We start from the raw sequence: 12,171 nt of genomic DNA on the forward strand, positions 1-12,171 counted from the left end.
AGAAGTTCCGCACACAGGTGGCAGGCTTACCGTGGAACGATGTCCCCGGCCGGGCACACCGAGATTCCAGACCCGCCATGGCCGCACGGTGACCCGCACCTACAAGGTCGTCACCATCGCCGCTGGGATCCTGTTTCCCGACACCACCCAAGCGGTCCGGATCACTCGCACCCGCAAGCGCCGCAACAGCAGGAAACGAGCCCGCACCGAGATCGTGTACGCGGTCACCTCGCTGACCGCCGAACAGGCCCGACCCGCCGAACTCGCCGCCTACATCCGCGGTCACTGGACCTGCGAGAACAAGTTGCACTGGGTGCGAGACGTCACGCTCGGAGAAGACCTCTCCCGCGTGCGAACCGGCGGCGGGCCCCGCATGATGGCCTCCCTACACAACCACTACACACCCTCGCCCTCGGCCTCCTGCGCCTGGCCGGTCACACCAACATCGCCAAAGCCTACGCCATAACGGTCCAACCACCCGAAACAAGTCGTGCAACTGGTCCTCACCAGCTGAAACACGACTTTTACCTCCGCCCTGGCACGATTAGCGCTACTGTTGCGCCCGACAGCGGAAGCGTGCGTTGCGCCGGGGACCGCGCACTAATCGCGACAAGCACAAGTTCGGCCGGGTTCGCGATACCGGTCCTGGGGTCTGGGGGTAGGCGTATGGTGCATGGTGTCGTCGATGCCAAACGCAAGATCGGGGTCCGGGAGGCCACCGCGATCGGCGTCGGGGGTGTGGTCGGCGCGGGGATCTTCGTCCTGAGCGGGACGGCGAGCGCGCTGGCGGGCCCGGCCGTAATCGTGGCGTTCCTGCTGGCGTTTCTCGCCTCGCTCAGTCTCGCCATGTGTTTCGGCGAGCTCAGCTCGATGCACAAGGAGTCGGGCGGGCAGTACGCCTACGCCAAGGCGCATCTCCCCCCGATCATGGCGACGATCGTGGGCTGGGCGAACATGGGCGCCTGGATCTTCGGCGCCTCGTTCGTGGGCACCGGCTTCGGCGAGCACCTGCACCTGATCATTCCGGCCATCCCGCCCGCGGCCGGTGCGTCGGTTCTGACCGCGGTCATCGTGGTGATGAACCTGTTCGGACTGCGCATGTCCGGCCGGGTTCAGTTCGTGGTCATGCTCCTGGAGGTGGCCTTCCTCAGCGTGTTCATCGTGATCGGCGGCGGCAGCGCACAGGCGAGCAACTTTTCGCCGTTCGTCACCCACGGGTGGTTCGGGATTCTGGCGGCCGCCGTCGTCGGGTTCATCGCGCTGCTGGGCTGGGACGCGGTCGTCGTCGCGGCCGAAGAGATCCACGAGCCGCAGCGCACGATCCCGAAATCGATCTTCGCGAGCCTCGCCATCGTCTTCGTGCTCTATATCGGATTGCTGGTGGTCGTCAATGGCGTGCTGTCCCCCGGCCAACTGGAGGGCACGGCGACTCCGGTGGCGGACGCGGCGGCGGTCCTGCTGGGGCCGGCCGGGCGCACTGCGGTCAACGTCATCATCGTCGTCGCGCTGACCGCCACGGTGAACTCGTTCGTCATCGTGATCTCGCGGTCGGCGTTCGTGCTCGCCAGGGACAACCGGATGCCACGGGTGGTCGCCCGGCGCTCGGCCCGAGGCGTGCCATGGGTGGCCATCGTGCTCGCCGGCGGAAGCCAGATCTGCGTGACCATGCTGGCGGATCTACGGTTCGCGGTCTCGGCGACCGGGTTCCTCTACATGATCACGTCGGTCGCCGCGATCGTCGCCCTGTTCGTGGCCCGGCGGCGGGGCGCGCAAGGCACCTTCCGCGTCCCGCTCTACCCGCTGACCCCGGCCGTGGCGCTGGTGCTCTGCTCCCTGTTCGTCATCGGCACGGGGGTGACCGGTGTCCTGACGGGCACGGCGTGGCTGGTGGCCGGTGTGTTCTGCGCCGCGGTCGTGCAGCGCAGAACACACGTCACGGCCGCGCCGGAAGAACTCGGGCCCGTCCCGCGGTGACGCTCAGGCGGGGACGACGATCGGCTTCTCGACGGCGGTGACGTCGTTGAGGTTCAGCACGACGGAGCGGTCGAGGCGCCCGGCGTTGAAGAACACCCGTTCCTGCGCCAAAAGGCGCGCGTCGACGCTGAGCGGCAGCTCGAAGATCGAGCCGATCGAAGGCAGTTCGCCGAAGTCGCAGCCGGTCGCGGCCTTGAGCTCCGCCACGCTGGCGAGGCGAAGCCGTTTCGCGGCAAGGGGTTCGGCCAGCGCCTCGAGGTCTCCCCGCGCGTCACCGGGCAGCGAGTGGATGACCAGGTCCTTACCGCCCTCGCGGCGGTAACGGCGGATCAGCAGCGCCTTCGCCTGCTCTTGCAGGGCCGATCCGACTATTCGGCTGTACTCCTCGGCGGACGCCGCGGGCGGGTGTTCGATCTCCTCATACGAGATTCCCGCAGAATTAAGATATTCGATGACGCGATCGTGAGCGCTGCTCATCACTTGGCCTTTCGGTACTTGTCGCGATTTTGCGCGATCGACAACTTACCGCACCCCCGCGGATGAGCGCACGTTGTCCGGAACCGCGGGGATCAGGCGAAACGGTGAATGAACTCGCGTTCGCGTTCCTGTTCGGCAACCGAGGCCGGCGTCCGCTTCAGCGTCAGGCGCAGCATCGGCGGCGCCATCACCGACGTCAGCACCGCGAGCAGGACGACGATGGCGTAAGTGGCGCTGGTCAGGATGCCGAGCTGGAGCCCGACCGTGGCGACCACGATCTCCACCACACCCCGGGCGTTCAATCCCGCGCCGATCGCCAGCGCTTCGCGGTGGCCGATCCGGCCAAGGCGCGCACCGGCGTATCCACCGGCGAACTTGGCGAGGGTCGCGACCAGGATGGTCACGGCCGTGGCCAGGAGGATCGCCGGATCACCGAAGGCGGAAAGCTCGACCCGCAGTCCCGCCATGACGAAATACAACGGAACGAGCGCCGCCATGATCAATGGCCGCATGGAGTCCAGTACCCGCCGGACGGGTGCGCCGAGCGAGCTGATGATCAGCCCGCCCAGGAAGGCACCGAGGATCGGCTCCAGTCCCAGTGCGTGCGTTCCCGCGGCGGCCAGCACGACCAGCACGACGATCACGGCCACGCCGAGCCCGGGCTGACCCGACCGCTCGGCTCGCCGTAGCAACCACCGTGCCGCCGGCCGCATCACCAGTACGGTGAGCACCAGAACCGCGAGCAGGTAGCCGACGGTCCGGAAGATCACGCCTGCGCTCACCGCCGAGCTGGTCACCATCGCGGACACGACCGAAAGCAGCAACCACCCGATCACGTCGGACACCGCGGCCGCGCCGATGGTCATCTGGCCGACGTCCCGGTGCATCAACCCCATGTCCAGCAAGGTCTTCGAGATCACCGGCAGCGCGCTGACCGCGATCGCGACGCCGACGAACAAGGCGAAGGCACCGCGGTTGGCACCCTGGGCCATGAGCGCGTCCGGCAGCAGGAACCCGAGCAGGCAGCCCAGTGCCAGCGGCAGCGCCACGCTGCCCACGCTGACCAGCCCGATGGCCCGGCGACGGCGCCGGATGAGGCCGAGGTCGACGTGCGCGCCGGTGACGGCGACGAGCAGGAGGAGGCCGAGCTGCGCTACCGCGCTGAGCAACTGCATCTGGCCCGGTTCCTGAGGCAGCAACCAGCGCGACACGTCCGGCAGGAGATTGCCGAACACCGATGGCCCGAGGAGCACGCCCGCGGTCAGCTCGCCGACCAGTGGGGGGAGTTTCGCCTTCGCCGCGAGCCTGCCCAGCAGGATCGCCGCCCCGAGCAGAAGGCCGATCTGGAGCAGGAACACCAGCAGCTGATGGGCACCGATCGAGGACGCGGCTGCCTGAGCCATCGCCATGACGAGTCCTTTCCGGTGGTCCCGCACCGGATGGCAGTGGACCGGCGGATGCCCCGGCGGACGGGCACAGCAATCGTCTGCTAACGCTCGCATGCGATCTTCATCCGGGTCAATCGAGATAGCCGAAGAAGTGCCATTGGTTCGGCGAAAGACGCCTCGTGAGTGAACAACGTTGTTCAGGGCGTGCCGATCGTCAACACGCTGGTTCGGTTTTGGGGTGAGGGTGATCCTGCTGGGTAATTCTGCTCATGCCGTGAGGGCGAGTTCGAGGCGGGTGAGGTGGCTGGTGCGGGTTCGGTCGGGGCCAGACCCCAGTCCGCCTGCCGGTCAGGTCACCCGCTTACACAGAAGATCAAACACCCCCTTGTTTCCCGCGATGATGCCGTGGCGCTCCCGTGCGGCGATAGCGGCCGACCAGCTCGGCAAGACGAGCGAGGCACAGCGGTTGGCAGCGGAGGAACTCGCCCTGGCAAGGCGATGGGGTACCGGGCGCGCAGTAGGGTACGCACTCACCGCGGTGGGCAGAGTCAACCGGGACACCGAAGTACTGGCCGAGGCTGCCGGTTTGCTCGAGCAGTCTGCCGACCAGAACGCTTTCGCTGAGGCCAGCTTCTACCTGGGTATCGCTTACCACCGCGCCCGCCAGTCCGGGGAAGCCCGCGCCGAGCTGACCACCGCCCATCGCCTCGCAACCGACGGCGGCGCCACCCGGCTGATTAAGCAAGCCAAACACCTGATCGACCGGATCGACTCCCGCCGTTCCGCAAGACACGGAACAAAGGCGAATATCCTGACCGTACAGGAGTGGCAGATCGCCGAACGAGCCGCAATCGGCGCGTCCAACCGCGAGATCGCCGACGAACTGTTCGTGACGGTCCGGACCGTGGAACATTACCTCACCGCCGTCTACCGAAAACTCGGCATCAACGGCAGGCGAAACCTGGGTAAGCCCTCCGCTGAGAGACACCCGCGCGGCCCAGCCGGTGGTGGACGAACCCATCCGCGACCGCCATGAAATTTCGGCTGAATTGCGCAGCTCCGACTCCGTCATCCGCTTACCGCCGATCGACTCCACCACCCAAGCACAGGTCACAGAGTGGTGTCGCGGGTGTAGGAGATGGTGGCGTTCTGGCCTGTGGTGCCGCCGGTGGTGGTGGTGGTGGTGGAGAGTTGGAGGTTGCGGTCGGCGCCGTCGTAGGCGAGGTGGGTGGTGATGCCGGCGTTGGTGTAGCCGGTGGTGTTGCCGTGGGTGTCGTAGGTGAAGCCGCTGGTCGCGTTGGCGCCGAGGGTGGCGATGAGCCGGTCGGCGGCGGCGGCGCGCAGTCGAACGGGAATAGATGCGCGACTGAGCCAGGCCGGCCTCCCCACCGACACCACAGTCCCCTGGTGGGGCAACCACACCCTCCGCCACGAAATCAACTGGCCCCTTGCCCCGAACCGACTGCGTGGAAATCCGCGCTACCGATGATGAAAGCCCAGGAAGTCAAACCCTGGGCCATCCTCAATAGACATCAACGGGCTGATCACACCCCTTGCGGGGTTCCGGTCACCTCACGCCGCACCACACCACCGCTCACCACCCCTGCTCGCAGCATCGCACGCAGGAGCGTGAGCACGGCCTGGTCACACACGCGTTCCTCGACCGCCTGCATCAACTTCTCGTGCGGAATCGCCGAAAAGCAGTTGGCGATGTCCGTCTCAACCACCCACCTGCGGCCCCGCCAGGCTTCATCAACGAGGACCTGCAACGCATCGTGCTGCGCGCGCTTCGGGAGAAACCCGAACGAGCACGGGACTAGCCGAAACGGCCCTCACCGGGCACCTCCAAACCAGACACTGCGCATCGACGAAGCAGCGGTCCTTCCCTCACCGGCGGTTGTGTCGTCCGCTCGGCTCAACCAGTACTACGACCGCCTCCGACGCCCGTCCGGCAGGCAAACTCATGTCCCGAGGTCATCGGTTATAGAGCGCCACGCTCCAGCAACACCAAACACCGCAGGTTGCCGGGCCGGGGAGGGCCTCACCAGTTCCCGCCATCACTATCTGAACGTTCCGCGCCCCATACGCCGGGGAGTCCTTCAGCGCCTGCACATCCAGGTCTTCAGCGCCTTCCGTCTCGCAGGTTTCCCCACGAAGCCGCCAGGCTGCTACCGGGCCTCCTGACAGCTACCCGGACCGGACTCACACCGGCAAGCGACGACGACCTTACGACCACAGACGACCTACATGGTCACCTCCAGTCTGCTGGTCGCGCGAAACACCTGGGCTAGGGTGTATCGGTGCACGTGAACCGTGACTTCCTTATCTCTACTGCTACCCAGACGACCGGCCTCACGGACTTCGGCGAGCGCGGCTGGTCCGAAGGATTGGATCGACTGCTCGACGCGCTTGACACTGAGGCACAACTGACGGATCTGGGGCGAATGATCGCCGTCCAGGAGATCGGCGCCTTCCTGGCTAATCGGCTGCGGATCGTGGACTGGCGCTCCCGCAATCCAGAGACCGCCACTCGGGAGATCAAGGCTCCGCTCGTCATCGCCGGGCTGTCCCGCACCGGGACCACCATCCTCCATGATCTGCTCGCACAGGACCGCGAGCTGCACCGGGCGCCGCTGACCTGGGAGGTGAGCCGGCCCGTTCCGCCGGCCGCGGCCGAGGCGTACGACAACGACCCTCGGATCGGCACCGTGCAGGCTGAGATCGACATGGGCAACCAGGTGATGCCCGACCTGATGAAGTTCCATCCGGTGGGCGCGCGGCTGGCACAGGGGTGCGTGCGCATCACCGCAAGCGACTTCCGCAGCACGAGTTTTCCCGCCCAGTACCGGGTTCCCGGGTACACGCGCTGGTTGCTGAACGAGGCGGACCTGGCCTCGGCCTACCGCTGGCACCGTGCCTTCCTGCAGCACCTCCAGACCGACGAGCCGCCACGGCGCTGGCTGCTCAAGGCACCCGCGCACACCTGGCACCTGCCGGCGCTGCTCGCCGAGTATCCGGACGCGGTGGTGATCCAACTGCACCGCGACCCGCTGCGGGTCATGGCCTCGGTGAGCGGCCTGGTCACCTACCCGCGCGGGGCGGTAAGCGAGGGCAGGACACCGGCGGAGACCGCCGCCGAGTACGCCGAGCCGCTGCTGGACGCCTTCGCCCGCTCCGAACAGGCCCGGGACAACGGCCTGCTGCCGCCGGACCAGGTGATCGACGTGCGGTACCGCGACCTCGTGGCCGACCCGCTGCGCACGATACGAGGGATCTACGACCGGCTCGGCACCCCGCTGTCCGCATCTGCCGCACAGGCCATGCGGGAGTTCCTTGTCGTCCGCCCCGCGGACACCAGCCCGCGCTACAGCTTCGCGCGGACGGGGCTGGACGCGAACGCTCTGCGAGAGCGGCTCCGGGGCTACCAAGAGCGATTCGGCGTGGCGGACGAGCCGCTGACCTGATTGGCGCGATCCGGCGCCGAGATCCATAACTGGGAGCTGAGTTGGGCGAGAATCGCACGGATTCACTGTTGGAGCCGCCTGCGCTGGGCGGTGGGCTTCCCTTACTCGGGCACACCCTGGCGTTCGCCCGGGACCCCGTGGCCCTGCTGGTCGATGGCCACCAGAAGCTGGGGGAGGTGTTCACGATCCGCATTACCGGGCGGAAGTTCACGGTTCTGAGCGGTCCTGCCGCGACCGACTCCGTTTTCCGTGCTTCCGACGAGACCGTGGGGCGCCGCAGGGCGTACGAGTCGATGACGCCGGTGTTCGGCGAAGGCATGCTCTTCGACGCGACCCCGGCCGAGTTCGACGAGCAGATCGCGTTGATCCTGCCGGCTCTGCGCGGGAGGGCGGTGGAGGAGTACGCCCCGGTGATGCGGCGTGAGGTCGAAGACTACCTCGCCGGTTGGGGCGATCAGGGGCGCATCGACCTGGTCGGGTCGATGAGCGAGCTGTCGGTGAACATCGCGGTGGAGTGCCTGATCGGTGCGGAGTTCCGGCGCCGCGTTGGCCCCGATCTGGTGCGGCTGTTTACTGACCTCAAGTCGGCCGGCCGGGCCTCCTGGTTGATCCACCCGCACCTGCCGCTCCCGGCCTTCCGCCGCCGCGACCGGGCACGCCGCCGGCTGATCGAGCTGATCCTGGACGCTGCCCGGTCGATCAAGCGCGACGACCCCGAGTCCGGACGCTTCGTCAGCACGCTGATGACGTCCCGGTTCTCCGATGGCAGCCCGGTACCGGAAGAGGTCGTGGCGTCGCTGCTGCTGGCGATCATCGTGGCGGGCGAGCACAACACGGCGGCGCTGGCTTCCTGGACGGGTGCCCTGCTCCTGCGGCACCCCGAGTGGCTGAGCAGGGTCCTGCGCGAGCAGGAGGAGCTCGCCTCCGCAGGCGACGCCGCGACGGCGTGTCAGAACGTACGCGGGATGGAGGTGCTGCGGCGCTGCATGGTCGAGGCGGAACGGCTGCACCCGCCGACGACCGTGCTACTACGGGACGCGGAACAGGAGTTCAGCTACGGCGGATACCGGATCGCCCGCGGGAGCAGGGTGATGGTGTCCCCCACGGCCTCGCATCGCCTACCGGGGGTCTTCCAGGACCCGGAGCGTTACGACCCCGACCGCTTCTCGCCAGAGCGCGCCGAGCACCGCGGTGTTCCCCAGCCGATGCTGGCCTTCGGCGGGGGGCGCCACCGCTGTACCGGGATGGCCTTCGCCTACCAGGAGATCATGATCATCTGGAGCTGCCTTTTGCGCACCTACGAGTTGGAACTCGAAGGCCACGCGCCCCGTCCGGACTACTCCGCGGTCACCGCGGTACCGCGCACCCCGTGCTGGGTGCGCTACCGCCGCCGCGGTCGGCAGGGCGAGAAGCCTTCCTCCGGCCGTTGAGAGGCCGCACCGCAGCCGCCCGAACCCGCACTACGGCCGGGCAGGCGCTCGCGCCGGAAGCTCAGATGCCGGCCCGCACACCGGTCAGCCGTTCCGACTCCTCCCACAGGACCCGCGCACGGCGGTCGTCGCGGGCCCAGGGAGCCCGCCGGGCCGGGATCGGCCGGGCGTGGTCGAGCGATCCCGGGCCGATGTAGCTGCCCTGCCTGACACCGTGGTGTGTCGCGGCGTACAGCGTGGGCAAGGCGCCGACCTCCGCAGGCTTGGCGGCAAACCGGCTGCCCAGTGCCAGCAACCGGTCAATGAAATCGGGACCGTTCGGTCCGACCGTGCGCGGGAGGCCGGTGTCCGCGTACCCCGGATGCGCGGCGACAGCGAGCGTCCCAGTACCCACCGCGGACAACCGGCGCGCCAACTCATGCGTGAACAGCAGGTTCGCGGTCTTGGAACGCCCGTAGGCCAGCCAGCGCTGGTAGAAGCGCGGCGAGTTCCGTGGGTCGGCCGGTCCGCAGCCGGTCGCGAAGTGCATGACGCTCGAGACCGTGACCACCCGGGACGCGGGGGTGGCCAGCAGCAGCGGCAGCAGCAGCCCGGTCAGCGCGAAGTGACCCAAGTGATTGATCCCGAGGTGCGTTTCGAAACCGTCCGCCGTCCTGCCGGGCGGCAGGCCGCCCACACCCGCGTTGTTGATCAGCAGATCGAGACGGTCCACACCCAAGCCCTCGGCGCACGCCCGCACCGACGCCAGATCGGCGAGGTCCAGCGACCGGTACTCGACTTCGGCATCCGGCACCTCCGCGCGCAGCCGTCGCAGCGCCTCCCGGCCCCGGGAGCTGCTGCGGCAAGCCAGCAGCACTCTGGCTCCACGCCGAGCCAGTTCACAGGCCGTGAAGTAACCCAAGCCGCGGTTGGCCCCGGTGACCAACGCGACACGGCCGCGCTGGTCCGGGATGTCGCGCGTTGTCCAGGCCGGCACGCCACATCTCCTTCTCGTCGTGAACCGAACCGAGCGGACCGGCGATCATCCCGTCAGACTAGCGCGAGCCGGGTATTCCGCTCGTGCGTTCCTGATGGACGCCGACGACAACCCGACCCGCCGCCTGACCTGGCTGGCCGGGATTTTCGGCAAGCGCAAGCTACTGGCTACGCGGGCAAGGTCACGATCGGCAAGGACCGGATGCGCCTCCCCATATTCGCGCGCGGTCGTCCGCGGGTTCCTTGACAACCCATTGTCCCCGTCGTAGCGCCTCAGACGCGGCGCAGGGCGGCCAGTTGCTCTTCGAAGGGCACCACAGCGGTGTCGTCGGCTTTGCGGGCGGCACGTCGGCACAACGCTGCGCGTGTCGTCGCCGACCGGGCGGCGGATCGCCTTGTGCGGCAACGCCTTCTTCGGTTTCCGTGCCGGGAAAGTCGCCGACATCCGGCCGATCATCGACGTGTACGGTCTGCAGGCACGGCTCGCCGCGACGTAGCGGTGACGGGTAGGGCCGCGATCAGGGCGGCGAGTGCGATGGCGAGGCAAAGCCAGCCGAACCAGTCGCCGAGGCGGCTGTAGACCGTCGGGCCTGGGCCCGTGACGTTGGCCGTGATCGTGGTGAACGCGGCCGGTCCGCCGGTACGTGCCTGCGCGAGTACCCGGCCCCAGCCGTCGGAGATCATCAGCGAGCCGTTCTGGCCCGCCCACGCCACCGGCATCCCGTTCTCCACGCCGTGAAGCAACCCGGTGCGGCTGTGCTGCCAGCCGTTCTCGTCGTTGTCGGACGCGGCGACCGCGAGCAGTGTCGTGCCCGCCGCGCCGTAATCGCGACTGGGCTGGGCGAAGTCGAGGTCGGCACAGATCTCGACGCCCGTCCTGGTCCCGGGCGCGAAGACCAGATCGTGCCCGTGTGGGCTGATCAGGTCGTGCTGTTTGAGGTACCGCACCGGGTTCCCGCCATCCGCGGGGAAGACCAGGGCGAAGTTGTAGCGGGTGCGGCCCTCGGCCTGGACGAAGCCGAGCACGATGTCGATGGCGCGGGCTCGGGCGGCCTCGCGCATCGGCTGGATGAGGGAAGCGGGATCGGCCTCCTCGGCGCCGAACGCGCCCTCCGGCAGCACGGCGGTCCGCACCCCGTCCGGCAGGTTCTCGATCTCGTGGACATAACCGGCGACGAGCGTGTCACTGACCGGAGGCGCCCACGCGTACTGGTTGGGCGCGATGGCCGCGACCCGTTGCGGCGGGCCGCCGGTGCCGGCCAGCTGCAGGGCACCGAACCCCAGGGCCGCCGCAATCACCACCACGGCCACCGTCCCGGTCCGCAGGCGAGCTCCCCTCGGCAAGCCGGGTGACAGCAGCGCCGCGACCGCGCACGGCGCGAACATCACCAGGAACTCAACCGCCCACATCCCGCCCACGGCCGCGGTCTGCAGCACCAGCGGCACGTCGCCCTGGTCATTGGCGAACGTGCCCATCAATCCCTTCGGGTTCGCGACCGACACGACGAACAGCACGCCCGTCCACACCGCCGGCGCGGCCACGGCAGCCGACAGTGCGCGGCCCCGCACCACGAGCGAGCGGAAGAGCCAGACGGTGAGCACGAACGTCAGCGACATCCCGAGGTTGATCATCAGGCCGACCGGGATCATCGGCTCGTCATAGGAATGCAGCTGGAATCCCCAGCTGTTGGCCGTGCCGAGCAGGTACGCGCCGAACGCGACACCGAGCGCGGTACGCACCGGCACCCGCGGTGCGAGCAGCAGCACCGGCAGGGGTGCGAGCCAGGTCAGCACCGCGACCGGGGCGAGCCCGGTACCCAGGTAGCCCAGCACCGCCGAGCAGAGCAGCACCCCCACCGGCAGTAGCCAGGCCTCACGTGCTTGCCGTTCCATCGAGAACCCTCCCCACAGTTCGCCTGCACAGGGCGCGAAAGTCTCGTTCGGACATGCCCATCCGGCCGCCGAGGTAAAGCTGCACCAACCCCATGACCGGCATGGTGATGGCCAGCGCGGCCTCGAGTGGGTCATCAGCGCGGAGCACGCCGTCCCGCATGCCCTGCTCGACGACGTCGATCACCGGAGTGAACGCGGGCGAGCGCCCGGCCCGGAAATCCTCCGGGAACCGCCGGACGCCCTCACGCCGGTCGGTGATCAGGAACCGGTAGAGGTTCGGCTTCCCGAGCGCGAAATCCAGGAAGTCGTCCAGCAGCCCGTAGAACCGGGCCTCGAAGTCGACCTCCCGGACCCGCTTCCCCCAGGCATTGCCCAGATCCGCGAAGGCGGCGTCGACCACCGCCCGCAGCAGCCCATCCCGATTCGGGTAGTGCCGGTAACTGGCCATCGTGGTCACCCCGGCATCCGCCGCGACGCGCCGCATCGTCACCGCCTGGGCGCCCTCCCGGAGCAGGATCGCCAACGCCGCCGCCGCGATCCGCTCCGCCGTCCCCCACTCCACCATGTGTA

General features: G+C 68.4%; 12 protein-coding genes and 1 pseudogene. 6 read left to right on the forward strand and 7 right to left on the reverse strand.

Annotation, left to right across the window (positions count from 1 at the left end; genetic code table 11):
- Both VJT49_RS35030 and VJT49_RS03485 read left to right on the forward strand, forming a co-directional pair.
- A partial coding sequence (locus tag VJT49_RS35030) for a transposase (RefSeq protein WP_414635801.1) occupies positions 1-466 on the forward strand: 466 nt, incomplete at its 5' end.
- A gap of 200 nt (positions 467-666) precedes the next feature.
- The gene (locus VJT49_RS03485; protein WP_324163205.1) at positions 667-1,974 is read left to right on the forward strand and encodes an APC family permease; all 1,308 of its coding nucleotides are present in this window, start codon (positions 667-669) and stop codon (positions 1,972-1,974) included.
- Between the two features lie 3 nt (positions 1,975-1,977).
- On the opposite strand, the gene VJT49_RS03490 is transcribed toward VJT49_RS03485, so the two are convergent.
- Positions 1,978-2,451: a YbaK/EbsC family protein gene (locus VJT49_RS03490; protein WP_324163206.1), complete on the reverse strand. Its 474-nt coding sequence runs from the start codon at positions 2,449-2,451 to the stop codon at positions 1,978-1,980.
- A 92-nt stretch (positions 2,452-2,543) separates the two neighbouring features.
- Positions 2,544-3,860, reverse strand: coding sequence for a cation:proton antiporter (locus tag VJT49_RS03495; protein ID WP_324163207.1), 1,317 nt, complete (start codon positions 3,858-3,860; stop codon positions 2,544-2,546).
- Between the two features lie 364 nt (positions 3,861-4,224).
- Here VJT49_RS03495 and VJT49_RS03500 point away from each other — a divergent pair, with 364 nt between their 5' ends.
- The gene (locus VJT49_RS03500) at positions 4,225-4,875 is read left to right on the forward strand and encodes a helix-turn-helix transcriptional regulator (protein ID WP_324163208.1); all 651 of its coding nucleotides are present in this window, start codon (positions 4,225-4,227) and stop codon (positions 4,873-4,875) included.
- Positions 4,876-4,949: 74 nt separating this feature from the next.
- Here VJT49_RS03500 and VJT49_RS03505 read toward each other — a convergent pair whose 3' ends face one another.
- Both VJT49_RS03505 and VJT49_RS03510 read right to left on the reverse strand, forming a co-directional pair.
- Positions 4,950-5,228 (reverse strand): hypothetical protein, encoded by a 279-nt coding sequence (locus tag VJT49_RS03505; protein WP_324163209.1) that lies wholly within the window; start codon positions 5,226-5,228, stop codon positions 4,950-4,952.
- 155 nt (positions 5,229-5,383) lie between these two features.
- Positions 5,384-5,635, reverse strand: a pseudogene (locus tag VJT49_RS03510) (reverse transcriptase domain-containing protein); the annotation flags it as partial.
- Between the two features lie 648 nt (positions 5,636-6,283).
- Here VJT49_RS03510 and VJT49_RS03515 point away from each other — a divergent pair.
- Positions 6,284-7,303, forward strand: a complete 1,020-nt coding sequence (locus tag VJT49_RS03515; protein WP_324163210.1) for a sulfotransferase — start codon at positions 6,284-6,286, stop codon at positions 7,301-7,303.
- A 68-nt stretch (positions 7,304-7,371) separates the two neighbouring features.
- Positions 7,372-8,733 (forward strand): cytochrome P450, encoded by a 1,362-nt coding sequence (locus tag VJT49_RS03520; RefSeq protein WP_324163211.1) that lies wholly within the window; start codon positions 7,372-7,374, stop codon positions 8,731-8,733.
- Positions 8,734-8,794: 61 nt separating this feature from the next.
- Here the strand turns inward: VJT49_RS03520 and VJT49_RS03525 are convergent, their stop codons facing one another.
- The gene (locus tag VJT49_RS03525; RefSeq protein WP_324163212.1) at positions 8,795-9,709 is read right to left on the reverse strand and encodes an oxidoreductase; all 915 of its coding nucleotides are present in this window, start codon (positions 9,707-9,709) and stop codon (positions 8,795-8,797) included.
- A gap of 364 nt (positions 9,710-10,073) precedes the next feature.
- Between VJT49_RS03525 and VJT49_RS03530 the strand changes: the two genes are divergently transcribed.
- Positions 10,074-10,205, forward strand: a complete 132-nt coding sequence (locus VJT49_RS03530; RefSeq protein WP_324163214.1) for a hypothetical protein — start codon at positions 10,074-10,076, stop codon at positions 10,203-10,205.
- On the opposite strand, the gene VJT49_RS03535 is transcribed toward VJT49_RS03530, so the two are convergent.
- The gene (locus VJT49_RS03535; protein WP_324163215.1) at positions 10,162-11,601 is read right to left on the reverse strand and encodes a nitrilase-related carbon-nitrogen hydrolase; all 1,440 of its coding nucleotides are present in this window, start codon (positions 11,599-11,601) and stop codon (positions 10,162-10,164) included. The genes VJT49_RS03530 and VJT49_RS03535 overlap by 44 nt on opposite strands.
- Positions 11,582-12,166 carry a TetR/AcrR family transcriptional regulator gene (locus VJT49_RS03540; RefSeq protein ID WP_324163216.1) on the reverse strand — a complete coding sequence of 195 codons (585 nt, stop codon included), beginning with the start codon at positions 12,164-12,166 and terminating at the stop codon, positions 11,582-11,584. Before VJT49_RS03540 ends, VJT49_RS03535 begins: the two co-directional genes overlap by 20 nt.
- Positions 12,167-12,171: the final 5 nt, after the last annotated feature.

Origin of the sequence: Amycolatopsis sp. (assembly GCF_035276945.1) — a bacterium.
In the GTDB taxonomy this organism is placed as follows: Bacteria; Actinomycetota; Actinomycetes; order Mycobacteriales; family Pseudonocardiaceae; genus Amycolatopsis_E.

Bases quoted from the DNA above. Each gene is read 5' to 3' on its own strand.
- VJT49_RS03515 (WP_324163210.1), top strand. From the start codon at position 6,284: ATGATCGCCGTCCAGGAGATCGGCGCCTTCCTGGCTAATCGGCTGCGG.
- VJT49_RS03540 (WP_324163216.1), bottom strand. From the start codon at position 12,166: ATGGTGGAGTGGGGGACGGCGGAGCGGATCGCGGCGGCGGCGTTGGCG.
- VJT49_RS03490 (WP_324163206.1), bottom strand. From the start codon at position 2,451: ATGAGCAGCGCTCACGATCGCGTCATCGAATATCTTAATTCTGCGGGA.
- VJT49_RS03485 (WP_324163205.1), top strand. From the start codon at position 667: ATGGTGCATGGTGTCGTCGATGCCAAACGCAAGATCGGGGTCCGGGAG.
- VJT49_RS03495 (WP_324163207.1), bottom strand. From the start codon at position 3,860: ATGGCGATGGCTCAGGCAGCCGCGTCCTCGATCGGTGCCCATCAGCTG.
- VJT49_RS03535 (WP_324163215.1), bottom strand. From the start codon at position 11,601: ATGGAACGGCAAGCACGTGAGGCCTGGCTACTGCCGGTGGGGGTGCTG.